The organism is Pseudoalteromonas citrea (assembly GCF_000238375.3).
Lineage (GTDB): Bacteria > Pseudomonadota > Gammaproteobacteria > Enterobacterales > Alteromonadaceae > Pseudoalteromonas > Pseudoalteromonas citrea.
The window spans coordinates 619,186-645,082 of record NZ_AHBZ03000027.1 but is presented as its reverse complement, the minus strand read 5'-3'; the positions used below and the strand labels follow the sequence as shown (position 1 = coordinate 645,082).

The following is a 25,897-nucleotide window of genomic DNA, read 5'->3' as shown; positions in this document are numbered from 1 at the left end:
GTCTAAAGTTCTTTAATGACAAACGTGTTGCGATAAAAATACAAAAACATGACAGTTGTCACATTAGGGAAATCAACCATCTTGGGAACGGGTTTATTGAATATTTTTGCACAATATACCGTTGGTTTAGGTATAAAAAAGCCAGCTAATATTGGCTGGCTTTTTTCGCATTATATTTTCACTAGGCTAAATTCATACTTTGAACTTGAGCACCATTTTTTCTAATTCATCAAACTGAGCCTGTAATTGGCGACATTCAGACAGTGTTCCATTTAAGTTCTCTGCACCTTGAATACTTAAATCGCTTATATGATGAATATCACTATCTAAAGACTGTATCACTGAGTTCTGCTCTGCAGTGGCACTTGCAACTGCGTGGTTTACTCCATCAATTGACTCAATAGCATTACTCACTTCAGTCATTTTGTGGCCCGCTTCAGTAGCTTGACTCGCGCTTTTAGCAGAATCCTCTAGACTTAAATTCATCACAGCAACCGCTGATGCTGAGCCCTGCTGCAGCTCTCCAATGGTATTCTCAATCTCTTGGGTTGATTCTTGTGTTCGCTGAGCTAGCTGGCGGACTTCATCGGCAACAACCGCAAACCCTCTGCCCGCTTCACCTGCTCGTGCCGCCTCAATAGCCGCATTCAATGCCAACAAATTGGTTTGCTCACTGACACTTTTGATCACTTCTAGCACCTGACCAATACTTGCTGAGTGTTTATCTAAACTATCAACGGTCGATTGCGCTTTGGACATCTTGTCACTTAATGAGGCTATTTCCGTGATATTTGCATTGAGTGCAGTTTGGCTATCGGCGCTCAACTGATTCGCTTCACTGGCAAGTTCTGACGCATGCGTCGCATTATTAGAAATCTCAACAGCGCTTGACGAAAGCTCATTGATTGCTGTTGCCACGTTGTCGGTGCGTTTTGACTGATCGCCATACATATCCAGCGTAGACTGTGTCTGCTTTACTAAATGCTCTACTGAATGCTCAAGCGCAACGGTCGTATCGCGCACTTGAACGATTGAATCATGGATTTTCGCAATAAACAGATTAAAGTAACTGGACAATTCACCAAACTCATCGTCATTCTCAACCTCTAAACGGCGAGTTAAGTCTCCTTCTCCCTGCGCGATGTCTTTTATTGCTTCATTTAAGTTAACAACTGGACGCATAAGGTACTTAAGCAATATTTGTAGCATTACCACAATAACGACAACACCCAAAATCATATAAATGGCGGCCATGTTTCTAAAAGATGAAACTGAAGAGTAAGCTATCTCCTTATTAATCACGACACCCAAATACCAGTCAACATTCTTGATCCCTCTGATCTCTATAAAAGACACCAGCTTTTCTTGATTGTCTATTTCAAGCTCCACAAACTCTTCACTTAGTGCGATTTTACGGCCAAACAAATCAGCCATAGGTTTGTCATTAAAGTCGTGATCTGGGTGAGATAAAATACGCCCGTTTTCATCGAGTAAAAACGCATAGCCAAATCCTAAAAAATCAATTTCACTGATGATCCCCGTGATGGTCTTCATGTCGATATCACCACCTGCAACACCAGAAAAAGCGCCTCCGTCGAACATAGGCACTACGGCAGAAATAGTTAGCTCATTGGTGGTTACATCAATATATGGATTGGTGAATGCTGTACTGCGCTTTGATTGCGCCAATTTATACCATGGTCTTGTTGTTGCGTCATAATCTGATGGAAGCTGAATACTGGGATCGTCCAGCACAAATTTACCACTAGGCATACCCACGTATACATTCTTAAAATCGCCTGCAATGTCTGCGGTTTTTAACCTGCGTAAAATTTGTTGCTCTGAGTCTGACTTAAGATGACCAGAAGCAACCGATTCGACCACTTGTAAACGATCGTTTAACCAGTTCGCTATATTTTGAGACACTGACTGAGAAATTTCTTGGAGTACAGCGGTGAGCTGTATCTGTGTTTGGTTGCGCATTGAAATAAAGTTATTTATGGTAAACAACCCTAATACCATGACTAAAACCAACGATGCGGCGATTGTTACTTTACTGGTAAATTTAAACGTTTTGAACATCCTGAGCCTATTCTTATATATTTAATGCAGAGGCTAACTACCATGTTGTCAAAATGATAATTCGCTTTATCCATACTTAACAAAATTGCGTAAGTATGTCTCTTCTTTATCGGACGATCTGTTAGATAGTTTAATAAAATACTAATTTAGTATTGCATAAAATGCTTAATTTGGACCAACAAAAAAGGTGAGCAAGCTCACCTTTGGTACAACAACACAACATTCTTGCTTACAAGGGATAAGCAGCTTTCATAGTCTATAAAGATTCTTGGTATTTATTCCAAGACTCTGTGAGCGAAATACCCGACTCTTTGGCAAACAATGCCCAGCTCCATTTGATATCATCATTTGGATCTAATTGAGCGTTCAGCTCTACCAATAAGTTGGGTTTAAGCGTTTGCTCTAGCCAATGTAAGTAAAAAGCCGTGGTTTTATAACCACTATCATATGCTCCACCTACTTTACGATGAGAAAAATCAACATACCCTGCTTTCATTCTGACGACATCAGCGATCCCCTCAATCACTGGACCTATTTCTTTATAGTTATGGTCATCAAGCTGATAAGCATGGGCTATTTCATGATACAGCACACCAATCAACTCATCATACACGGCCTGTTCACTATGTGTTGTAGCAAACTTTTCAAAGTACTGTGCACTAAGATGGATAATTGCGCCATTAAAGTCACCTTCTTTGTACGCAACCCCTTTCATATCTTCAAAAACAATTTTGAGCGTAGGTAACTGCGGAGCTTTGCCGACATCACGATACAGCAGACGTGCAACGTTATAACTAATCTGCTGAATTAGCCCATTATCGAGGGTATTCCAATGTGTATTCGCCACAGACGATGTACGAGATAACGTTACTTTAGGAAGCCTGAAACTCTGCCAACCAATATCTCCAATATAACTCACCGGTTTTAAAGAGAGATCTAGCTGTGCAGGCTCCTCCGCAAATACATGTGTACTTGCTAACGCAACACAGCCAATAACAAAGTTATTTAACCCATACTTCATTACTTATACTCCGACAACGCAGGTGGACGTGCGCCAATTCGCTGGCCCCACGCTTTATTTGGTTTGCTCCCCATTACATAGCGTAACTCTCCACCAGCAACAATATCATCATGCGTTAGGTAGTTTCTATTAAATGCTTTACCATTTAGTGTCACTGATTGAATGTATTTATTTTCAGCATTTAAGCCTTTTGCATAAGTAGTAAAGGTTTTATTTCCCGCCAACTTCAACGTTACCTTTTCCACTTGCGGCGCACCAATTGCGTAACTTAAATCGCCAGGTGCAACAGGGTAAAAGCCCATAGCGGAGAAAATATACCAAGCAGACATTTGTCCAACATCATCATTACCCGCTAAACCATCTGGTTTATCAGAGCTCAGTGTATCCATAATTTGGCGAATACGTTCTTGTGTACGCCAAGGCTTACCGGCATAGTTATACAAATAAGCAATATGATGGCTTGGTTCGTTACCATGGGCATAGTTACCTATTAACCCAGCGATGTCTTCGTGCTCTTTGATCATGTCATCGGATAAGTGAGTGTCAAATAATGCATCTAAACGCTGCTCGAACTTGTCATCGCCGCCCATTAAGTCGATAAGACCTGCTACATCTTGTGGCACGTAAAAGCTATACTGCTTGGAATTCCCTTCAGTAAATGGTCCCATATACTTTGCTTCAAATGGATTAAAGTCAGGATCCCATTTGCCGTTGCTATCGCGACCACGCATGTAACCTGTTTCTTTGTTAAATACATTCTTATAACTCATCGCTCTCGCATAATACTCTTTCGATAGGCTAGTTTTCCCCATCGATTCAAATAAACGTGCAATCGCATAATCGTTATACGCATACTCAAGCGTAATCGATACTGACTCTGGCAATACATCCATTGGCACATAGCCAAACTTTTTATATTCAGGAATAGCATCATATACTGGATTATTTGCCGTACTAAGGATTGCTTCAACCGCTAAATCAGTATCAAAGTCTCTGATCCCTTTTAAATAGGCGTCAGCGATAACCGATACAGCATGGTAGCCAATCATTGTCCAAGTTTCGTGAGCATGAAATGACCAGATTGGTAACATCTTTTCATAACTTTGCTGATAATGAACCAACATTGACTGGATCATGCCTGATACTCGCTCAGGCGCGATATACGTCAGTAACGGGTGCAAAGCACGATACGTGTCCCACAAAGAGAATAACGTGTAATGCTCAAAGCCTTTACCTTCATGAATTTCACCGTCAACACCACGATACTGTCCATTCACATCTTGATAAATACTCGGGGCTTGTAAAGTGTGATAAAGCGCCGTGTAAAATTGCCGTTTTTGTGCCACGGTTCCTGTTACATCAACTTTATCTAGGTGTTTAGCCCACTGTACTTTGGCAGCCTGACGCGTTTTATCAAAGTCCCAACCTGGTACTTCAGAATCTAAATTTTCCAGCGCGTTTGAACGACTTACAGCAGATAAACCCACTTTAATATAAAGAGGTTCACCTTTTACATCATCGAAAGATGCAACAAATTTTACCGCTTTACCCGCAGCTTGCTTGACCGCTTTGTTTTCTATCGTTGAGTGTTTTTCTTTACCTAAACACCCCATACAACGATAACGGTTGTCATCTTCATTGATAAATTGGTATTCGCTTATTGGTTTTGAGAACTTGATCGCGAAGTACATTTGACGGTTACGTGCCCAACCGTTTGTAGCACGGTAAGCGACTAATGTGTGATCATCAACCTTACGTAAATCACTCCAAATAACTTTGTTTTTAAAATTATAAATTGCAGCGGTAAGGTCAAACATAACATGGCCTTTATCGGCGCTATTGAATGTATATTTATGCATGCCAACACGTGTGGTTGCTGTTACTTCAGCGGTAATATCATAATCTTGCAGTTCAACACCGTAATACCCAGGTTCAGACCATTCTTTATCATGGCTAAAACGAGAGCGATAGCCTTGTTCTGGGTTTTCGGCAGTACCTGCCGATGTTTTAATGTCACCCGTCATTGGCATCACTAGCAGATCACCTAAATCAGAGTGGCCTGTGCCAGAAAAGTGCGTATGAGAAAAACCCGTAATTGTATGGTCATCGTAATGATAGCCAGCACAACGTTTATAGATTTCAGCTTGCTGTGACTCACCACGCATCGGGTTGTCAGTATCAGGGCTTAATTGCACCATACCAAAAGGCACAACTGCACCTGGAAATGTATGGCCATCGCCTCCAGTACCAATAAATGTGTCTACCCATTGAGTATTACTGGTCTCTTTTGAGTTTGCTAGCGCACTTGTTGCAGTAACTGCCAAAGCGAAAGCCCATAATGAGCGTTGCATCTGCCTCTCCTATTTATTATTAAACTTGTTTGGATCGTTCCAAGATAGTTAATACTACACCCATAATGAATACGTATTCAACAGTATTGCGATAGAATTTTGTTAACAGATATAAAAAAGGCAAGCCTCAGCTTGCCTTTACTCACTTAATTACGTATTCACCCAACTTGACGCGCCCAGCGCTCTGCAAGTTTTTCTACATTAATAGCGTACCAAGCAATATAAACATAACATATCGCTGGAACAATAAAGCTTAATTGAATGTTGATTGAATCGGCAAACACACCTTGCAGTAATGGTACTATTGCACCACCTACTATGGCTAAGCACAACCAACCTGAGCCTTTACTGGTTAAAGAACCTAGACCTTCAATTGCCATTGAAAAGATGGTTGGAAACATGATTGAGTTAAATAGCCCAATCGCCAATACAGACCACATCGCAATACTGCCTTCGGTGAGAATCGTTAAGGCTAACAAAGCAACTATACACAGCGTATTAAACAACAGTGCTTTAGACGGTGCAACTTTTTGTAATACTGCTGACCCAACAAAACGGCCTATCATCGCACCACCCCAATAGTAGCTAATATACTTTGCAGCTTCATGCTCAGCAAGCCCAGCTATATGGCCTTCTGCAAAGTAGTTCACTAAAAAGCTACCAATAGCCACTTCAGCGCCCACATAACAAAATATAGCCAAAACCCCCATCACTAGGTGTGGTGCTTCAAGCAAATTATGGTCCTTTGCTTTACAGTCTTGCTCTTCTGTATGTGCTTTAATTTCAGGCAACTTTAAAAACGCAAATACAACAGCGATCGTCAGTAATGCCGCTGCAAGCATCAAATAAGGTACTTTTACTGCATCGGAGCCCGCTTCTGCCGCAAGCGCACCCGCCCCACCAAACAACAAAAAACCACCAACAGCCGGACCAATGGTTGTTCCTAAAGAGTTCAGCGCTTGCGCAAGATTAAGTCTACTTGATGCTGTTTTCTCCGGACCAAGCGCTGCAACATATGGGTTAGCTGATACTTGTAATACAGTGATACCGGCAGCTAACACAAATAATGCCGTTAAAAACAGCCAATATTCATGCACCACAACAGCAGGATAAAATAATAAACAACCGATTGACGCAACCACTAAGCCACTTAATACGCCATTTTTATAACCAAATCGTTTTACCAGTATGCCCGCGGGTAACGACACTATAAAATACGCACTGAAGAAACAAAACTGGATCATCATCGCTTCAGTGTAACTTAAGTCAAACACGTCTTTTAAACGAGGGATCAGCACATCATTTAAAACAGTAATAAACCCCCAAAGAAAAAACAGGGTGGTCATAGCTGTTAGTGGCAACGCATAGTTTTGATTATTAGTGCCGCCATTTGCTACAAAGCTTTGATTGGTATTAATTTCACTCACAAGAGATACTCCATTAAAAGGGATAGCCAGATTCTACACATTGTTACAAGAAAATCACAAATGTTTTATTGGATCGTTCCATATAATTTCAAATGATGCTAAAGTTAGTTATCAAAATAACAATGGAGCGTCGGATGCCGCAAGACTTTAGAAGTGCTGATTTTTTACGTAAGCACATTAATACTACTATGAATTTCTATCATCCTAATTGTATTGATCCACAAGGTGGCTTTTATCAGTTCTTTAAAGACAACGGTGATATTTACGACAAAAGCACACGGCATTTGGTATCCAGTACACGATTTGTATTTAACTACGCAATGGCTTATTTAGCTGAGCCTAGCAAATCACGTCGTGAACTTATTGTGCATGGCTTAGATTACTTAGAAAACGTCCATAAACAAAGTAATGGCGGTTATGCGTGGCTCATTGAAAACGGTATTGCATCAGATACAACAAATCATTGTTATGGACTTGCGTTTGTGTTACTTGCTAATGCCGTTGCGCTAAAAGCGGGAGTTGAAAGCGCTAACAATACAATAGAAAATGTTTGGCAGTTACTTGAAGATAAATACTATTTAACAGAACACAAATTATACCTCGATGAATATGATAGCCAATTCCAATCTCCTGATGACTATCGAGGACAAAACGCCAACATGCATATGTGTGAAGCCCTGTTAATGTGCTTTGAAGCGACTAAGAATGATAAGTTTTTAGCTCGCGCCTATGATTTAGCACACACTATGACAGTGAAAAAAGCAGCGTTAGCAAACGGGCTCGTATGGGAACACTATAATACTGAGTGGCACATTGACTGGGAATATAACAAAGATGATCCTAAGCAACTATTTAGACCATGGGGGTTTCAACCGGGTCATCAAACTGAATGGACTAAGCTTTTACTGATCTTGAACCGTCATAAAAGCGAGCCTTGGATGATAGACACGGCTAAAGCACTGTTTGATTCTGCGCTTGATCATGCTTGGGATAATGAGCATGGGGGGATCTGCTATGGCTTTGCGCCCGACTTTAGTATTTGCGACGGCGATAAATATTTCTGGGTTCAAGCGGAAAGCTTTTCAGCAGCAGCATTACTGGCAATAGCAACGGGTGACGATAAATACTGGCAATGGTACGACAAAATTTGGCAATACAGTTGGACGCATATGATCGACCATAATTATGGCGCATGGTATCGTATTCTCACACAAGATAATCGTGCATATAGTGATGAAAAAAGTCCAGCAGGAAAAACTGACTATCACACTATGGGGGCCTGTTATGAGGTCTTACGTGCCTATGAATTAGAAGAGCTAAAATAATGAGTGTTGTCTGTTTTGGAGAAGCATTAATCGACTTTTTATCCGACGGTAAAACCCCTGAGTCGTTTACTAAATTTGCTGGTGGCGCACCGGCTAATGTGGCCGTAGCTGTGGCAAAACAAGGTGTTAGTGCAAGTTTTTGTGGCATGGTAGGTCAGGACATGTTTGGTGAGTTTTTGCAACAAGAGCTAAAAGAGCATAACGTTAATACTCAATATTGTTTATTTACCGATAAAGCCAAAACCGCTTTGGCATTTGTATCGTTAGATAAAAATGGTGAACGCAGTTTCAGTTTTTACCGTCCACCTGCAGCTGATCTCCTCTTTAGAGTGGATGACTTCGATACCGAAATGTTCCATAACCATACACTTATCCATGTTTGCAGTAATAGCCTTACCGAATCAAATATATATAAGTCAACGATTTATGCTCTGACTCAAGCTAAAAAGCATGGCTTACTTACAAGTTTTGACATGAACTTAAGGCTCAACCTCTGGTCGTCATTAAATCATACGATAGAGCGGCTTTGGCATGTTATTTCGTTAAGTGATGTTGTAAAGCTGGCGAGCGAAGAGCTCACTTTTCTAAATCAATACAGTCACCCAGAACAGCATGAGGACGTCACTATTGCCGCAATACTCAAAGCAAATGTGAAATGTCTCATTATTACTGATGGCGCAAATGACATACGTTACTTTACTAATAGTAGCAGTGGTCTTATATCTCCACCAACCGTACGTGCAGTTGATACAACAGCCGCTGGCGATGCATTTGTCGGTGGTTTAATCGCGCAGCTGGTAGGCAATAATAATAAATCAAAGCTATCAGATAGTGCATTCATAAAAGAAGCGATACTTTATGCGAGTAAATGTGGTGCTTTCGCTGTTCAAAAAAAGGGGGCATTCTCGTCACTGCCAGCAGCATCAGATATAGCAACAATTGAGTGATACACAACCTAGAAGGTGATGAACTAACTGACAAACAGGTTAGTTCCTCCTACTAAGAGCTCATATTAAAACTAAGAGCAGTATATCTCCTCGCTAGCAGATACAATATGATATATCCTTTACGCTCAATTATGTGATAAAGAGTTGTAAATTTGGCAAGAATTGTATTCTGTTTTTTGTTTTGGATAAATGCTAGTTTAGCCACCGAGCAGAGCCCGTTACACAGTCAACTGGCACACGCCCACTCACTGCACAATAATCTAGAACGAATTCGTTTAATTCAGTCAATTGAAGCGCAAATAAATCAGTCGAATGATTTAGAACTTCAGGTCGACTTTGTGGTCCTATTGGCGAAATCGTTAGACAATACAGGTCAGGCGGATGAAGCCCAGCGTATACTTAAAAAGACGTTACCAACGACAAAGAATGTCCCCCTGCTTCACACTAAAATTAAACACCGGCTAGGCAAAGTCCTTTACAATAATCACCATTACGATGCCAGCGACATGTATCTGAGTAATGCATTAGACACATATAGAAAGTTGGGTCACTTTGAATTGCAGACTAGAGTACTCTCAGATCTCGCTAATTTATACCATAATACTGGCCGATATTATGAAGGTATAAACCTGATCACCCATCACTTTGATGAATACGAGGCACAGCTTACTCCCCTGTTACTCGCTAGCCTGTATCATAGTATCGCAAGACTACTAGAACAAGTCGATCAGATTAAGCTCGCGCTAATGTATAAGTTAAAAAAGTTTGAAATTGAAACTAAACTAAAGATAAGCGAAAGTAAAAAGGCAGGTACATTATACGCGATAGCTGTATCTTACTCAGATATAGGCAACTATGAAAAGTCGGTCGAATATTTCAAATTAGCCTATGAAATAGATAAGAGATCTGCTGACTTATCCCATATCGGGCATAGTCTTGCACAGCTAAGTTATAATACGTATAAATTAGGTCAATTTGACACTGCTAAAACCTATGCGCTGCAAGCAATTGACGCATTTACCGCGACAAAAAGTCAACGCAATGTCGCTTGGGCACAGCACAATTTATCACTGACTTTAACTGCACAAAAGAAGTTTGAAGAAGCGCTGATATTGCAAGAACAAGTCGTAAATGTTGCAAATAAAGCGAAAGGTGATTTTCATTTAAAGAGTAAAAGTTTATTACACCTTAGCCGCATTCACTTTCTACTCGGTAATACACAACAGGCAAAACAACTTATAAAGAAAACATTAGAACAAGCTAAAGTTCATGACTTTTGGCTCACGCAAATAGCCGCTACCCAAATGTTGGCTGAGTTATATGAAAAAGAAAATAATTATGTGCACGCATATGACTGGCAAAAACAGCTTACGAAATTAGAAAAACAATATGCACAAACTAACTTAGATAAAGAACTCGCGTACGTGCAAAACTCCCTAGAGTCTTTGAACAAAGATATTCTAATAAAGAATAGTCAATTAGAACACTCAAAAATACAAACCAAACTATCTAAATCACAAAATAGCGCATTGATAATACTACTTTTGTTTACCATAATCAGTATTGTTTTTATATTCTTCTTCTTGCGCAGTCTTAGTAACAAAAAATTGCTTAATCAAAAAAATCTCTATTTAGACCAAATCATCATGCAAAGAAATACCCTCTTTTCACAAATTGCCCATGATTTAAGTACGCCTATTACAGCAGCAAAGCTGCAATTAGAAGCGATGCAACATAATATCTCGCCTAGAGATGATACAAACTTGAACCGCCTAGACAATAAACTTGGTGATATTCATAGTTTGATTAATGACTTGGCCGGCATAGCATTACTTGAAGAAGCTCAATTCAAAATAGCATTAAGGTCCCAAAGCATCTCCGAGTTTTCAGCTCAAATAGAAACCGACTTACCTCTTTTGATCACGTCGCACAAATATCAATACTCATACCAAAGTCAAACGAGTATAAACACCATTCATATTGACCCTGTAAGAATCCGCCAAGTTATATCGAACCTTATCAACAATTCAATTAAATATACTCATAGCCCAGGCTGTATCACCTTAAATATGCGAGTCACAAAATATGCTTTAGTCTTTATCATTGAAGATTCAGCCCCCACAGTAAGTGACCAACATTTACCACACATCTTTGACCATTTATACAGAACACCTAATTTAGCAACAACCAATATTGCAGGCCATGGCATTGGGTTAGCAATAGTAAAACAAGTGATCACACTTCATAACGGAGATATTAAAGCACAGAAAAGTAAGTTAGGTGGGCTCAAGGTAAGCTTATCTTTACCTCTTCAAACACAGTAGTGAAATAATATAAGACCAGTTAAATAAACAAAGTACAGACTTTATCTCACTACTGAATATATCTAAAGATGCAGATCAATTGTGACTAATCTTTATTGAGCAAACCAATAATATCGGTGAACTTTGGCCGCGCACTAATAGGCTCTAACGTACACGCTTTGATCAAAGCCTCTAAGCGATGTTGAAGGGTTAACTGTTCTGCATTCGACGTTCCACTTACTGTAAGTAGATCTTCAATAAAATATCCAAACGCTCTTACTTCAATTGATTCCATTGCATCTCTTTGATAAGAATCTAAATGATGTAACTGACTAGCTGCACCAAAATCACCAAATAATAGGTGATAGTGCTCATTGATGAGTGAGTTATGGGCATAAATATCACCATGGCTAACGTTATGCGCATGTAAATGTGCCAAGACAGATGCCATTTGAACAGCAAGCAGGTGTATATGTTCAACACCATGATGTGTATTACCAGGGAATGTATCACGTGTACATGTAATTAAACTCGGTGGTAAACCCAAATTACGATACGTTGGTGGAATTAATTCCATGACAATACCCAGCGATGAGGTATCATTTATTTGTGCAATGGTTTTCACTAAATTTGCATGGGCACCGGCATTTAAACAACAATCAAGCTCATCTTGCGGGTATCCATCACTGGTAATTGCGCCTTTAAAACGTTTAACCGCGACAAAACCCTGATCGTCTTGCGGTTGATTTGCTAAAAATATCTCACCTGATGCGCCCTCTCCTAATTTATCGCCTAACTCATAGTCTGCCAGTTTTACTTTCGCAAACTCGTTCAGTGCATTACTTCTGGCACCACATACTGGGTTACCTGAAAAAGCAAGCCATGCAAGCCTTGGTAAATTAAAAAGCCATTTAGGTAAGGTATTAAGGTTATTGGCAGAGAGCCTGATAAGCTCAAGTTCGGTGCAATTCGCCATACTATCAGGCAGTTTTTTTAATCTATTACCCGCCAATGCTAACTTTTTTAACTGTGTAAGCGCGCCCATTCGCTCGGGTAGCTCTTCAATATGATTATCAGTCAGTATTAGCCAACGCGTAGTCAACGGTAAACTCTGCGGCCGCACAGTTGTTATTTGGTTACTCTTAAACCCAATCATTTCAAGGCTTTTACAGCAACCAAGCACCTTTGGTAGCTCCGTAAAGCAATTATTGGATAAAAAGATTATCTTTAACTTTTCTAATTGATCAAATTCATCCGGTAACGAAGATAACTTATTATTGGACAAATCGAGAACTTCTAACGAGTCCTTCAATGCAAGTATCTCTTGTGGAAACTCTGTCAACTGCTCGACCATTTGTAGTCGCTTAACAGGCCCAACTTCACTATTTTTTAACTGCTGTAACGTGTATCTCTGTGGATGCATAACGCCATTGTCTGTATTTGAATTGTTTATTATTTACGATGAAATGTAACTAGACTGTGCTCTGTGCTCGTCAATCACAGTCATAGGTTGGCCATTGAGCCACGTAGTGCTCAAAATCTTCCTCGATATCTACCGTGTTGTCTTTGGTGATCCGGCCCTTGGCGCTTATCCCCATGTCATGCATTTTTGATTTATCGCCATCATTTAATAATGGGTGCCAGCTTGCTAAACCCCGACCTTCATACAAGCGACGGTAGCTACAGCTTTGTGGCATAAAAAAGATATCTTTTAAATTTTCTTTGGTAAGTTTTACACACGAAGGAACCAGCTCTTGCCTTTGTTCATAACGCGTACACCCGCAAGTTTCCTCATCGATATACTGACAAACTAGGCTGGTATAAATAAGCTCTTCACCCTCTCGCAAGAAGTCGGTACTTTCAAAGTCATCATCTTCTTCGTCACTGTCTATAAATGAATGAAGACAACATTTCCCGCATCCGTCACAAATGGATTCCCATTGCTGCTGCGTCATATTCTCTAGGCTAGTGGAAAGCCAAAATGGTTTACTCGTCACGATTTCAGTACTACTTAATAAATGCCCCAGCGCATAATTTTACGCAACATCACCACTTTAAGCAAAGCCCAGTGTTAGGTCTGGGCTTTTTTTAACTAAATAACTGAAATATTAGGCCTGGCTGGCTACCCAAGCTTTGATTTTACGCTCTAAAATCGCCATTGGCACTGCTCCATCAGTTAAGATTTGGCGATGAAACGCTTTAACATCAAACCGTTCACCAAGCGCTTTTTGCGCGTAGTCTTTTAACTCCTGAATTTTGAACTGTCCTATTTTGTAAGAAACAGCCTGACCTGGCCACGCAATATAACGTTCTACTTCTGCAACAACATCACTTTCGGCCATAGATGAGTTATTGATCATAAATTCAATAGCTTGTTCTCTACTCCAATTTTTTGCGTGAAGGCCTGTATCAACCACTAAGCGCATTGCTCTTAACTGCTCATCGACTAAGCGTCCGTACCACATTAATGGATCGGTGAATAACCCCAGCTCTTTCCCTAAACTTTCAGCATATAACGCCCAGCCTTCTGAGAATACTGTATAGCCACCAAACTTTCGAAACATGGGGACGCCTTTTATTTCTTGCTGTAACGCAATTTGAAAATGGTGCCCAGGCGCGGCTTCATGTATTGACAAAGTCTCAACCAAAAACTTTGGCTGTGCTTTTAAGTTATGGGTATTAACATAAAAAACCCCCGGCCTTGAACCATCAGGGGCGGGAGATGAATATGATGCCCCCGCTGCTGACTCTGCTCTAAATGACTCGACCGCTTTTACCACATAATCAGCACGTGGTTTAATATCAAACAGTAAGGGCACACGTTGATCGATTTTACGCTTCACATTTTCATAAGCGCTTATAAGCGCCTCGGGTGAGTCAAAATAAAACTCATCACTCTCACGAAGGTGAACAAAGAATGCTTGTAAATCACCTTTAAACTCAACTTGCTCTTTAACCCACATCATTTCGTTTCGGATGCGTTTGACTTCAGCTAGTCCTGTTTGATGAATTTCGTCAGCTGTCAATTTCATTGTGGTATGTTTTTCAATATTATATTCATACCATGCCTCACCATTTGGCAAAGCCCCTAAACCGACCGAGTTACGGCTTTTTGGTATGTACTCAGTTTTAAGAAAAGAAGCCACTTTTTTATATGCTGGTATAAGTGTACTTTCTATCATCTCCCGGTAGGCTAGCGTTATTCTTTGTTGTTGTTGCTTTGATAACTCCGCTGGCATATTAGCTATTGGTTGCCAAAACACAGAATCTTGCGCATTATCTACAATATGAGCTGTAAACTGAGGCAGCAGCTTTAAACTTAAAACTTTGGGCAGAACAACGCCCTGTTTTATTCCTTCGCGCATATTTGCCACGACGCCATCTAACCAGAGTACATACTGTTCAGCTCTTGAAATAAAGTTATCGTAATCTTTAACGGTATTGAACGGTTGGGCACTTGCTCCACTTCCTAAACTAGCAAAAGTATTATGTGCACCAAACATTTGATTGATTGGAATAAGGTAGGTTGGAAATCGAGTGCCCGACAGAGAAAATGCGAGGTCACGTTCAAGAATGTTATAGCTAATCAAGCTTTGCCCTGTTAACCCCTTTTTGTCTATTGCACTTAACTTTTTTTGATAGCCTTCAAGCAACGTTATATATTGAGAGCGACTAGCCAACGTACTGGGGCCTTGAAACTTATCATTATATTGTTCATAGCCTACATATGTGCCATTGACAGGATTCAACGAAACCATGTCATCAAAATAATTTTGTGTTATCACCGTCACTTTTTCATTGTCAGACTGTTGCGCTCCCACGCTATTTTTCTGCGCTAGATCAAGCCTTGTGTTACTCGTTGTACATCCAGAAAGAATGACCAATAAGGTCGCAGCCGTGATAGTTTTTATGATCATAATTATCCAGTTTATGAAATGTAACATACTTATTATTAATCTATGATTGAACCACATTTGGCAAAAATTATCTCGTTTATATCCTATTTTGCTGAGTTACGTTAGACAACAAACACATTTTTCAATGTGACCTTTATAATACACATCATTATTTGCCCTCATCTTAAACATCTCTTACGCTTATTATATCTATACGGTGTATCTATTTTGCGCATAATCAAGGCCACCAATGAAAGCAATTGCAATGGTAATTATATGGATGCTCACTGGTTTTTCGTGCAATATGGCTATTGCGGAGCTCCAAATTGCAGGCTCAGCTCAACGGATAAACTTGAATTCCGCTCTTTATTACACGGAGAGTCAGTCGAGTTCCTTCAGTGAAATGATTACACTGCCAAACACACAATGGATAAAAAGCACGCAAGAAAGCTTTAATTTAGGTTACACTAAAAAAACTTATTGGTTAAAGGTGGACCTGAATGCAGTCAATAATTCACAACATTATCTTATCGAAATTGCAAACCCAGTTATAGACAACTTAACCATCTATATTATTCAAAACGACAAAGTTACTACTCAATATTTCCTTGGCGACAAACAGCCCTTTGAAGCACGGCCTATTACCCACCCCCATTTTGTATTCCCATTACCGAGTTCCAATCACTTGAGTACCCTATATATCCATGTAGAAACGGCTAGCAGCATGCAAGTCCCTATTTTTATGTGGCCTGAATCAACATTTTATAAAGCTGACCAGACAAGGCTCTTGGTCATCGGCATTTACTTTGGTTTAATGGGGATCATGGCTATCTACAATTTACTGCTTTTCGTATCAATTAAAGATAAAACATTGTTATTTTATGTGGCATATGTAGCTTCTATGACCCTATTTTATTTAAGCTTAAGTGGGGTTGGCTTTCAATATTTCTGGCCTCGTAGCCTTTGGTGGAACGACCAATCGATAGTGATATTCTTGCTGAGCTCTATTTCTTTTGGCGTACTGTTTATTATTCAATTACTTGACTTACAGACTACCAGAAAATACCTTTATTATGGCTGCCAAGCGATCTTGCTGTGCGCCCTATTTATACTGTTTTTATCTGCCTTCTTAAGCTATTCAAATGTAATTCAAAGCACTATTTATTTAGCCGTTTTTGCTTGCATTTGGGGAGTTGCCTGTGGTGCCACTAGATTATTAGATGGCTCAAAACTGGCTATTTATTATACCATTGCATGGGGCGCTGCGCTTAGTGGCGGGGTCATTCTTGCAGCAAACAAATTTACGTTATTAGACCGCACATGGTTTAGTGAACATGCCTTGCTAATAGGCACAGCAATTGAAGTTGCTTGCTTGTCATTTGCCATCGCAGAAAGAATTAGCTTTGAAAAAAGAAAGAGATACGACATACAAAAGCGGCTAGTCACGACACAAAGGATTCAAAATGAACAACTAGAGCTTCAAGTCCAAGCGCGAACTAACGAATTACAACACGTAGTATCACAGCTTGAACTTGCTAATAATACCGACCATTTAACGCAGATCGCAAACCGCCGTATGCTCAATCAGTGTCTTGAAGATGAATGCGCTCGATCCATTCGGTTTCAGCACCCGCTCAGTATATTACTAATTGATATAGATTTTTTCAAATTGATTAACGACGAACATGGCCACCAAGTCGGCGATAACTGCCTTGTACATATTGCCACTGTGTTGACTGCAAGCTGTAACTTTGCAGGAGATATTGTTGCCAGATATGGCGGGGAAGAGTTTTGTATCCTATTACCAGAACGCCCATCTATTGAAGCACTGGCAATCGCTCAAAATATCAGAGCTGAAATACAAAACACTCCCTACCATACTCCACGAGTAACCATCCCGATGACGGTCAGTATCGGGGTTTATACTTCGAAAGACACACAAGCTTATGCTGATAAGCTTATTCAATATGCCGACTCAGCACTGTATGATGCAAAAAAGTCAGGCCGCAATAAAGTCTGTACATACCCCAATATGGTCACGCCGCAGTAGCCAATAAATGAGGTAATTTTAATTCAATACACAGCCCACCTAACAAGCTATTATGAGAGCTAATCTTTCCGCTATGCGCTTCGATAATTTTTTTGCACATAGCCAGTCCCATTCCCTTGCCACCTAACATAGCACTTCGCGATGCTTCTTGCCGATACAAAGGTTGAAAAAGTTGTTGATGCGCTTCATAGGTTAGTGGTGTCCCAGAGTCTTCAATTCTGATTGTCACACCATCTTCATCCTCTAAAAAGCTCAGCTCAACTTCTACGTCTTTCCCCCCAAACCGCAACGCATTCTTTACAATTTCTAAAATGACTTTTTTAAGTGCGTCGGGATCAAAGCGCAGGCACTGAAGATCAGTGAGTTGAGAATTAAGGCTTAAACTCTGATGACGCATATCAACCAAGTGTTGACACTCTTGATGTACATCATTAATAAACGGCTTTAATGTCACACTTTGTAGCTTTAGCAACTTGTGCATATCGCCGGAGCTAGTTACCAGCATCAATGAATTTATAAATTGATTAAGTTCATCAATTTTATCCATCAATTTAACATAAGAATCATGGACGTTATCAACAATGTTATGCTGTAGTGACTCTACCTGTATCTTCATCACTGTTAATGGTGTTCGTAATTCATGAGATAAATCAGTAAACAGCTTAGCTTCATGCTTTTTAATATCATGTTTTTGCTGCTCAGAAGTCAACTTTTCAAATGCCACCGTTTGATTTAATGAATTAACCTGATTTTGCAATTGAAAGACCAACTGTTTTTGTACAGATTTATGCTGTATGGCCATCGCAATAGTAAACAACAGCACTTCGACTAAATAACCAACTTTGATGTAGCTGGCAATTTCAAATACATCAAAGACATTCCCATAACTTGCCCCCATAATAGTTAGCACGTTGAGAAACAGAATATGATTAAACAAGCTAAGCGCAAAAATTCGGATCCCTGGTGCTGACTGCCTAAGCGCCCACCAGAATGTGTAAGCAAATAAAGGAATAACTAATGTACTTGTAATCAAGTTATAATAAACGGTCTCTAGATAGAGTGCGATCGGTAGTAATAAGCAATAAAGTCCGATAACCGACTTATAGACCTTATCTAGTAATGGGTGGTGATAGTCTAATTGTAAAAATCCACGTACAAAACATAAATGAAAAATAGGCACAATAGCCCATAACCCAATAGAGAAGTACCCTGCAAATACGCCCTGATTTGGCCATAAATATTGATAGGTAAAGCCCGCCATATCAACAACAATAATTAAAAACAGTAAAGTCCAAATCGCGTAAAAAACATTCGTAGCGTTCATATTAAACCACAGATTGACCACCACAATGAGTAGTATTGCAGCAATCACACCAGCAAGCGCAGCGTTTGTTACTAAACTAGTTTGTGACGTTTCTAAATAGTTTGCGGGACTATGAATTCGAATATTAGCGGGTGCATTGCCGAACGTCTGATATTTGACAAAAAGCGTTTTGGATTCTCCTGCTGAGATATTTATCGGAATATATGTCTGCGGATCCCGCACGGTTCTTTCATAAAATGTACTGCGTTCCGTTAATTGATAAATAGGATTTTCGTCAGGAGTATCTTGCCAATACACGGCTAATTGAGGTAAACGAGCAAACCCAAATGACAAATACCACTGAGTTATTTTAGAGTCATTAACGAGTGTGACTTTAAGCCAGCGGTCATATTGCTGGCTTTGAGGCTTTTTTTGTTCTTCGTTAAATGGAGATAATAGTTGTGGCTGGTCTATAAATTGTTGTTTACTAGATATCGCGTGAGAGAAATCATTGTAATGAAAAGCACTAGGTTTTACAGAGTACACACTCTGTTCGCTTTTTAGATACAACTTCGTATCTTGCGCGTATACGCTAGAACACAATAGCAACAGTAAAATTTTTACTAGCTTCATTTTTTTCACAATTCTCTCTTTGATTAACAACAGCTTAATATCAAAAAATGTAGAGAATATGGAGAAGCATTCTCATTTCGGTCCTAGTAAAATACTTACTTTTAACATTGTAAACCAATGTAAAACAACAGCATTATCCAACCACTAACACCATAAAAAAATATCACGTATAATCAATAACTTACACCAAAAAACCCAAAAGGAAGCTCAAAGTTAGTACAAACGATGTGGGGCCAGCCTCCTTCACAGATCTTTTATTGCAGCACTGAAATATTTCTGTAATATTTAGATGTTCTAATCCTCCCTGAAATAAAAACGTCATATTAGCTAAGCAAAAGCTAGACACACACTTGAGAACACACAATGAGTGAATCAAACCAGAATTCGTTATTTTCAAAAGTTATAAATTGGGCAGCAATCGCATTTTTAGTCTATTTAGTGCTAGTTGCTGTTGGTACCGTAAGCGGTGGTTTTAAACTGGCATCAGGCGGAAGTGCCGGTGCAAAAGAAATCTTCGAATTTGCTACTAACCCATTCGTCGCATTACTCTTGGGTGCACTTGCCACAGCGCTTGTGCAATCGTCGTCGACCGTTACATCGGTCATAGTCGGACTAGTTGCCGGCGGGTTACCAATTAGCATCGCAATTCCAATGGTCATGGGTGCAAATATTGGTACTACTATTACAAACACGCTCGTTTCAATTGGTCACATACGCTCTAAAGAAGAGTTTCAGCGTGCATTTGCCGCTTCTACAGTGCATGATTTCTTTAATCTACTCGCGGTTGCCATATTTTTACCACTTGAAATTATGTTTGGTGTATTACAAAAACTAGCTGAAAGCCTGTCTCATTTATTTGTTGGTGATGCTGACTTATCACTTAAAAGCTATAACTTTATCAAACCACTTGTAAAACCAGCCGTAGGTATCGTTAAAGACGCAGTAAGCTTTTTAGATGGAAAAGCTGCCGGTGTTGCTATGGTAATTATCGGTATCGCATTAATACTATTTGCCGTAACGACATTAGGTAAGCTTCTAAGAAAAGCATTAGTTGGAAAAGCAAAAGAACTGCTGCATAGTGCTATTGGTCGTGGTCCTGTTGCTGGTATCACTTCAGGTGCAGCCGTAACAATTATGGTGCAGTCATCTTCAACAACAACAAGCCTAATGATCCCTCTGGCTGGCAGCGGTGTGTTTAATACAAGGCAAATATACCCTTTCACATTGGGAGCTAACATTGGAACAACAATTACCGCGCTACTTGCTGCAACATCAATTTCAGGTCCCGCAGCTGAAGTAGCGCTAACTATCGCATTAGTACATGTCATGTTTAACGTATTTGCTGTAGCTCTGATATACGGTATCCCAACACTGCGTGAACTGCCGCTGCTCATGGCTGAAAAGCTCGCTAAGATTGGCGCAAATAACAAACCAGCTGCGCTTGGCTACGTATTAGGTTCCTTCTTTGTGGTACCTGGTCTAATTATGATGGCTGTTCGCTAAACACCATCTATATTAAAAAATAAGCCAGCAATTTGCTGGCTTATTTTTCTTAAAACGCTTTGCAATTTGCAAGTTATCATAGCCAACCAACCTCCTCTCTTTTTAAACTATTGAATTATCACCAATACTTCTAGCTTATTAAAATGGCATATGAAATGCTGCACCTACTGATATAACTTCAGGTAGGATCTTGATATGTCACAGCTCAGCGTTAAGTTCAATCTAATCGAGGGCTTAAATGTTAACTCGTCAACGCCGTTGTACGATGTTGAACATGACTGTAATAACGACAAGCACGCAATTGTACAAATGAAGAGTGACTGGGGCCATCTCGTTATTTGGGGTGATGTAGCGCAAAAGCATCAAGATGCTAAGATTTGGCACAATGTACAAGACAACCAATCCCCTACCGTCGCAGGGAGAAGCTGGATATTTATAAACAAGCTAACGAGAACCGTTTTTTCCGGCTGTGACAGCTTCGGATTATTCCCTGTATTTCTTTATCAATGTGATGACACCATTATTATTGCATCTAGTCGCCAGGCCCTCGTGAAACAATTAGGAAAACCATTATCTCTTGATACAGATGCAATGCGCTGTATGCTCACTTTTGGCCAGTTATTTAATGAATCCAGTATCTTAAAAGATACTCAACACATTGGCGCTAGTTCAACATTTTCTTTATCACTCACGTCTGAGCGACTTTTTGAATTAACCACAAACCCACTCATTGGCTTTCCCCAAGAAAATACAACACGCTTTAAAGATGCCCTTGAGGCGGTTGTTGAGTCTGTGAGGCGTAGCGTCACCAATTGCGAAAACCCTATGCTATCTCTGTCAGGTGGACTGGACTCAAGACTCATTCTTGCCTGCTGTGAAGCACTTAATGTCAAATTACCCGCCTTATGTTACGGCAACAAGCTCAGCGCAGATGCAAGAATTGCGAATGAGTTAGCAGCAGCCTGCAATATATCGTTGATCACCAGCACCGACTTAACGGGTCATATCACAGAAACCAACAGCCGCCGGATTGCATTTGCGGGCCAAGGTGAAGTACCCGTTCACCATGCACATGCACTCATTGATGAATCATTGATTGAAGCAACCAAACATCATACGCTGTTAACGGGGACAGGTGCTGAAACCTACCGTGCCTTTTATTATGATAGGGGAATGCCTGGGTTCTCGGCATTTGGTTTAAAATGTTTAAACAAACTTACAATGCCACGGGTTAAGCGATACATTACCGAAGAATATGGCAAAACGGCCAGTGCAGCTTATAGCCTCTTTCCTCAGCATGCTGAACAACTACAGTCTCAAGTAACAGAGCTACTCTTGGCATTAAATGACAATGCATTTAGCGCGGCTCAATATGCCGATAATTTCTATCTAAGAGTACGGGCTGCCCGCATGGTTGTTGCTGGTCAGCAGTTACTCGATGAAGACTATAATCGCACCCACCCTTTTCTATCTCCAGAAGTCGTCAGTTCAATTGGTTCACTCCCAGCACGCTATAAATTAAGTAGTGCATTTCACCGTAAAGCAATTTGTAAGCTATCGCCAAAGCTGGGAGAAATTGAGTGGGATAAAACCGCCAAACCTCTAAACCAAGGTTTGACGCTCTTTCAACGTTACCCAGGGCTTGCGTCTCGTTTAGGCTTGAGTAATTTCTTTGGAAAAAGTGCAGCCCCTATGTTTCAGTACAAATATAGTGACCATACTTCTCATAGTTTATGTGCCGTACTCAAGTATGTTGGTATCGACAATGCGAAAAGCATGCGAGATTGCTACGAAGAAATGGAGAAGGCAGGTACATTGGCGCATGCACTGGGTTTAGCTGCGGTTTGGCAACACCTTCTGCGTTAACTTCCTTGAATGTTTCCTGTAACTCGTATATTAAAGACACAAGTTTGATGTGTGCCAAGTACTATTTGCGCCACCCAAAGCGTTGATTGTCGTTTTAGTTTAGTTAATCACAGCAAACAACTTAGTGGGCTAAAATATCTCCATATAAAGCTTGATCCAAATCAAATCGCCCTATATATTAAACTTTCAATAATTACTGAAAGTTCAATAACTATGATTTTATCACCAAAAATAGAAAACTTTGTACTGCACTGCGGAGAAATGGGCAGTCGCTGGGGTTTCAATCGAACCATAGGACAAATGGTCGGTTTACTTGTGATTAATGAAAAGCCACTTACTGCAAATGAAATTGCTGAAGCTCTAAAAATTAGCCGTGGTAACGTGAGTATGGGGATCAAAGAGTTACAATCTTGGCAACTCGTCAAAGTTCATCATATTCCCGGAGATCGAAAAGAATACTACTCACCCAATGGATCAATTTGGGACTTGGCAAATAAAGTGTTTGAAGAGCGCCGAAAACGCGAAATTGACCCAACTCTTACCTTGCTTCGCGACCAAATCTTAAACAACGCGAATTCAGCAGAGGAAAAATACGCGCAAGAACAAATGCAATCGATACATGACCTTTTAGAAACCGTCACTAAATGGTCTGCAGAGCTGCAACGCTTATCTCCTGAGCAGTTGCAATCCCTTATGAAGCTAGGATCGTCTGTCGGTAAAGTCATAGACTTAAAAGATAAGCTTCTTAGAAAATAGTGAAAAGCAGAGGTGCGTCATGCTTGATACATTGTTACTGTCACGAATTCAATTTGCTACCAATATTAGTTTTCACATTCTATTTCCGACCATAACCATCGCACTTGGGTGGTTTCTCGTTTTTTTTAAAGTACGATACGATATTACCAATCACCCTGTTTGGTTAAGAGCCTATCGCTTTTGGGTCAAAATATTTGCTCTGACGTTTGCACTGGGCGTTGTCAGTGGCATCACAATGTCTTTTCAGTTTGGTACCAACTGGCCTGGATTTATGGAAAAAGTCGGGAATATCGCAGGCCCGTTATTAGGCTACGAGGTACTTACTGCATTTTTTATGGAGGCAACCTTTCTTGGTGTCATGCTTTTTGGTATGAATCGAGTATCACCTAGAGTTCATACACTATCTACGGTCATCGTCGCAGTAGGAACCACCATTTCAGCATTTTGGATACTATCGCTGAACTCATGGATGCAAACACCCACGGGCTTCGAATTACGTGATGGTATTGTCTACCCGACTGACTGGTTTGCCGTGATTTTTAACCCCTCATTTCCTTACCGCTTTTCCCACATGTTATTAGCAAGTGGCCTAACCGCAGCGTTTTTAATTGCGGGTGTCAGTAGCTATCGACTGCTTAAAAAAGACAATAAGCACGCACCAAACATGACGTTAAAAGTTGCTTTGACGGTTGCCTGTTTATTGGCGCCATTACAAATTTTTGTTGGTGATCTCCATGGTTTAAATACACTTGAACATCAACCACAAAAAGTTGCAGCAATGGAGGGAGCGTGGGAAACGCAAAAAGGACTTCCATTAGTTCTATTTGCCATCCCAAATGAAACTACCCGAACTAATGATTTTGCAATAGAAATTCCCAAAGCTGCTAGTCTGATATTAACCCATGATCTAGAGGGTGAAATCAAAGGGCTAAACGAGTTCGAGGGTGTTCACCCACCTGTAAAGCCGGTATTTTTTGGTTTTAGAATAATGGTGGGCATGGGGATGCTTATGATAGCCGTTGCATTTATTACACGTTTTTCATTATGGCGTAATCATAAATTAAGTCACTGGCAACTGAGAATTCTCGTTGCTATGAGCTTCTCAGGTTGGATTGCAACGCTAGCAGGCTGGTACGTCACAGAAATTGGCCGTCAACCTTATTTAGTTTCTGGGGTACTTACGGTAAAAGAGGCTGTAACCACCGTAGCTTCAACTAATGTTGCTATCTCGCTGACTGCTTATCTATCAGTTTATATTGTCTTGCTAGTTTTATATATCAGAACACTTTTCTATACCGCAGACAAAGCTGTACAAGTCGAAGAGTATGATTACTCTATAGTAAAAGAGGTACACCATGCTTAATCCTGAAATGTTATCGTATGTTTATGGTGGGCTGATGGCGCTTGCTATTCTTGTATATGCCATTTTAGATGGTTACGATTTAGGCGTAGGCATTTTATTACCGACCAATAATGATACCGATGCAGACACCATGATTGCATCAATTGGTCCATTTTGGGATGCCAATGAAACATGGCTTGTACTCGCTGTCGGCCTAGCATTAATAGCATTTCCCACCGCACACAGTGTTATTCTACAGGCCCTCTATTTACCAATCACCATTATGCTCATTGGTTTAATTATCAGAGGTGTGGCGTTCGATTTTAGAGCCAAAGCCAAAATTAAACGCAAAAAACGTTGGGATACCATGTTTAAACTAGGCTCAATACTCGCCGCATTTATGCAAGGCTATATGCTTGGGCTTTATGTTATGTCATTTGACACATCAATACTGTCAATACTATTCGCGCTGCTTAGTGGGGCTGGCGTAGTTGGTGCATATACTCTGATTGGCGCAGCTTGGTTAGTGTTAAAAACCGAAGGCGAACTCCAATTCAAAGCAATACACTGGTGCCAATTTGCAGGGAGAATCACCTTTATCGGTGTAATTGCAGTATCCATTGTGAACCCACTTATTAATAGCGACGTATATAAAGCTTGGTTTGAGTCACAAATGCCGCTGATATTATTAGCACCACCGGTTTTATGTTTAGCCCTGTTCATCGTGCAAGATCGCGTACTAAATAAACTTAAACGTAACAACGAAAAAAGAGGATGGTTGCCATTTTTAATCTCGGCGGTGATATTCATATTATGTTTTTTTGGCCTAACATATAGTTTTTATCCCTATATAGTGCCTGGACAACTCACTATTTTTGAAGCAGTTGCGGCGCCTGAGTCGTTAAATTTCTTGCTATATGGTGTGATTGTAGTTGTGCCGACAATCATATTGTACACACTGTTTTCATATCGGGTTTTTTGGGGCAAAGTTCAACCGCTCTCTTATTATTAAGCGGTTATAGATACGTATCACACTTGAAGGCGCTAGTAGTAACTGAAGTAGCCTAAACAAAAAGGCAGCCTGTTGGAAGG

General features: G+C 40.2%; 17 protein-coding genes. 9 read left to right on the top strand and 8 right to left on the bottom strand.

The genetic code is table 11. The features are described 5' to 3' along the window. Positions 1 to 192 precede the first annotated feature (192 nt). The 4 genes from PCIT_RS20875 to PCIT_RS20860 all read right to left on the bottom strand — a co-directional run bounded on the left by PCIT_RS20875 (position 193) and on the right by PCIT_RS20860 (position 6,881). Positions 193 to 2,082 carry a methyl-accepting chemotaxis protein gene (locus PCIT_RS20875; RefSeq protein WP_010361954.1) on the bottom strand — a complete coding sequence of 630 codons (1,890 nt, stop codon included), beginning with the start codon at positions 2,080 to 2,082 and terminating at the stop codon, positions 193 to 195. 256 nt (positions 2,083 to 2,338) lie between these two features. Further along, a complete protein-coding gene (locus PCIT_RS20870; protein WP_010361953.1) occupies positions 2,339 to 3,103 on the bottom strand; it encodes a basic secretory protein-like protein in 765 nt (254 codons plus the stop codon). Then, on the bottom strand, positions 3,103 to 5,454 hold the full coding sequence (locus tag PCIT_RS20865; RefSeq protein WP_010361952.1) for a GH92 family glycosyl hydrolase: 2,352 nt from the start codon (positions 5,452 to 5,454) through the stop codon (positions 3,103 to 3,105). The genes PCIT_RS20870 and PCIT_RS20865 overlap by 1 nt, the downstream gene beginning before the upstream one ends. 158 nt (positions 5,455 to 5,612) lie before the next feature. After that, positions 5,613 to 6,881 carry a sugar MFS transporter gene (locus PCIT_RS20860; RefSeq protein WP_010361951.1) on the bottom strand — a complete coding sequence of 423 codons (1,269 nt, stop codon included), beginning with the start codon at positions 6,879 to 6,881 and terminating at the stop codon, positions 5,613 to 5,615. 134 nt (positions 6,882 to 7,015) lie between these two features. Here PCIT_RS20860 and PCIT_RS20855 point away from each other — a divergent pair, with 134 nt between their 5' ends. The 3 genes from PCIT_RS20855 to PCIT_RS20845 all read left to right on the top strand — a co-directional run bounded on the left by PCIT_RS20855 (position 7,016) and on the right by PCIT_RS20845 (position 11,477). Beyond that, positions 7,016 to 8,206 carry an AGE family epimerase/isomerase gene (locus PCIT_RS20855; RefSeq protein ID WP_010361950.1) on the top strand — a complete coding sequence of 397 codons (1,191 nt, stop codon included), beginning with the start codon at positions 7,016 to 7,018 and terminating at the stop codon, positions 8,204 to 8,206. After that, positions 8,206 to 9,153 (top strand): carbohydrate kinase family protein, encoded by a 948-nt coding sequence (locus tag PCIT_RS20850; RefSeq protein ID WP_010361949.1) that lies wholly within the window; start codon positions 8,206 to 8,208, stop codon positions 9,151 to 9,153. The genes PCIT_RS20855 and PCIT_RS20850 overlap by 1 nt, the downstream gene beginning before the upstream one ends. Positions 9,154 to 9,305: 152 nt before the next feature. Next, positions 9,306 to 11,477, top strand: coding sequence for a tetratricopeptide repeat-containing sensor histidine kinase (locus PCIT_RS20845; protein ID WP_010361948.1), 2,172 nt, complete (start codon positions 9,306 to 9,308; stop codon positions 11,475 to 11,477). 85 nt (positions 11,478 to 11,562) lie between these two features. On the opposite strand, the gene PCIT_RS20840 is transcribed toward PCIT_RS20845, so the two are convergent. The 3 genes from PCIT_RS20840 to PCIT_RS20830 form a co-directional block, all read right to left on the bottom strand. Further along, complete coding sequence (locus tag PCIT_RS20840; RefSeq protein ID WP_010361947.1) at positions 11,563 to 12,879, bottom strand: leucine-rich repeat-containing protein kinase family protein; 1,317 nt, start codon at positions 12,877 to 12,879, stop codon at positions 11,563 to 11,565. 70 nt (positions 12,880 to 12,949) lie between these two features. Beyond that, positions 12,950 to 13,411: a YcgN family cysteine cluster protein gene (locus PCIT_RS20835; protein WP_010361946.1), complete on the bottom strand. Its 462-nt coding sequence runs from the start codon at positions 13,409 to 13,411 to the stop codon at positions 12,950 to 12,952. Positions 13,412 to 13,564: 153 nt separating this feature from the next. Next, positions 13,565 to 15,373 carry a DUF885 domain-containing protein gene (locus PCIT_RS20830; protein WP_010361945.1) on the bottom strand — a complete coding sequence of 603 codons (1,809 nt, stop codon included), beginning with the start codon at positions 15,371 to 15,373 and terminating at the stop codon, positions 13,565 to 13,567. A gap of 229 nt (positions 15,374 to 15,602) precedes the next feature. Between PCIT_RS20830 and PCIT_RS20825 the strand changes: the two genes are divergently transcribed. Next, on the top strand, positions 15,603 to 17,402 hold the full coding sequence (locus PCIT_RS20825) for a sensor domain-containing diguanylate cyclase (protein ID WP_010361944.1): 1,800 nt from the start codon (positions 15,603 to 15,605) through the stop codon (positions 17,400 to 17,402). Here PCIT_RS20825 and PCIT_RS20820 read toward each other — a convergent pair. Beyond that, entirely contained in the window at positions 17,389 to 19,338 is a 1,950-nt protein-coding gene (locus tag PCIT_RS20820; RefSeq protein ID WP_238348054.1) for a sensor histidine kinase, read from the bottom strand. The genes PCIT_RS20825 and PCIT_RS20820 overlap by 14 nt on opposite strands. 363 nt (positions 19,339 to 19,701) lie before the next feature. Between PCIT_RS20820 and PCIT_RS20815 the strand changes: the two genes are divergently transcribed. The 5 genes from PCIT_RS20815 (at position 19,702) to cydB (ending at position 25,817) form a co-directional block, all read left to right on the top strand. Next, complete coding sequence (locus PCIT_RS20815) at positions 19,702 to 20,841, top strand: Na/Pi symporter (RefSeq protein ID WP_010361942.1); 1,140 nt, start codon at positions 19,702 to 19,704, stop codon at positions 20,839 to 20,841. A gap of 195 nt (positions 20,842 to 21,036) precedes the next feature. After that, on the top strand, positions 21,037 to 22,707 hold the full coding sequence (locus PCIT_RS20810) for an asparagine synthase-related protein (RefSeq protein WP_010361941.1): 1,671 nt from the start codon (positions 21,037 to 21,039) through the stop codon (positions 22,705 to 22,707). Between the two features lie 213 nt (positions 22,708 to 22,920). Then, positions 22,921 to 23,463 carry a GbsR/MarR family transcriptional regulator gene (locus PCIT_RS20805; protein WP_010361940.1) on the top strand — a complete coding sequence of 181 codons (543 nt, stop codon included), beginning with the start codon at positions 22,921 to 22,923 and terminating at the stop codon, positions 23,461 to 23,463. Positions 23,464 to 23,482: 19 nt separating this feature from the next. After that, positions 23,483 to 24,826 carry a cytochrome ubiquinol oxidase subunit I gene (locus PCIT_RS20800; protein WP_010361939.1) on the top strand — a complete coding sequence of 448 codons (1,344 nt, stop codon included), beginning with the start codon at positions 23,483 to 23,485 and terminating at the stop codon, positions 24,824 to 24,826. Next, complete coding sequence (gene cydB / locus PCIT_RS20795) at positions 24,819 to 25,817, top strand: cytochrome d ubiquinol oxidase subunit II (protein WP_010361938.1); 999 nt, start codon at positions 24,819 to 24,821, stop codon at positions 25,815 to 25,817. Before PCIT_RS20800 ends, cydB begins: the two co-directional genes overlap by 8 nt. Positions 25,818 to 25,897 lie beyond the last annotated feature (80 nt).

Excerpts from the sequence above, each read along its gene's own strand:
- PCIT_RS20820 (WP_238348054.1), bottom strand. The coding sequence starts at position 19,338 with ATGAAGCTAGTAAAAATTTTACTGTTGCTATTGTGTTCTAGCGTATAC.
- PCIT_RS20825 (WP_010361944.1), top strand. The coding sequence starts at position 15,603 with ATGAAAGCAATTGCAATGGTAATTATATGGATGCTCACTGGTTTTTCG.
- PCIT_RS20835 (WP_010361946.1), bottom strand. The coding sequence starts at position 13,411 with ATGACGCAGCAGCAATGGGAATCCATTTGTGACGGATGCGGGAAATGT.
- PCIT_RS20810 (WP_010361941.1), top strand. The coding sequence starts at position 21,037 with ATGTCACAGCTCAGCGTTAAGTTCAATCTAATCGAGGGCTTAAATGTT.
- PCIT_RS20865 (WP_010361952.1), bottom strand. The coding sequence starts at position 5,454 with ATGCAACGCTCATTATGGGCTTTCGCTTTGGCAGTTACTGCAACAAGT.
- PCIT_RS20815 (WP_010361942.1), top strand. The coding sequence starts at position 19,702 with ATGAGTGAATCAAACCAGAATTCGTTATTTTCAAAAGTTATAAATTGG.
- PCIT_RS20830 (WP_010361945.1), bottom strand. The coding sequence starts at position 15,373 with ATGATCATAAAAACTATCACGGCTGCGACCTTATTGGTCATTCTTTCT.
- PCIT_RS20875 (WP_010361954.1), bottom strand. The coding sequence starts at position 2,082 with ATGTTCAAAACGTTTAAATTTACCAGTAAAGTAACAATCGCCGCATCG.
- PCIT_RS20840 (WP_010361947.1), bottom strand. The coding sequence starts at position 12,879 with ATGCATCCACAGAGATACACGTTACAGCAGTTAAAAAATAGTGAAGTT.
- PCIT_RS20800 (WP_010361939.1), top strand. The coding sequence starts at position 23,483 with ATGCTTGATACATTGTTACTGTCACGAATTCAATTTGCTACCAATATT.
- cydB (WP_010361938.1), top strand. The coding sequence starts at position 24,819 with ATGCTTAATCCTGAAATGTTATCGTATGTTTATGGTGGGCTGATGGCG.
- PCIT_RS20850 (WP_010361949.1), top strand. The coding sequence starts at position 8,206 with ATGAGTGTTGTCTGTTTTGGAGAAGCATTAATCGACTTTTTATCCGAC.
- PCIT_RS20805 (WP_010361940.1), top strand. The coding sequence starts at position 22,921 with ATGATTTTATCACCAAAAATAGAAAACTTTGTACTGCACTGCGGAGAA.
- PCIT_RS20870 (WP_010361953.1), bottom strand. The coding sequence starts at position 3,103 with ATGAAGTATGGGTTAAATAACTTTGTTATTGGCTGTGTTGCGTTAGCA.
- PCIT_RS20855 (WP_010361950.1), top strand. The coding sequence starts at position 7,016 with ATGCCGCAAGACTTTAGAAGTGCTGATTTTTTACGTAAGCACATTAAT.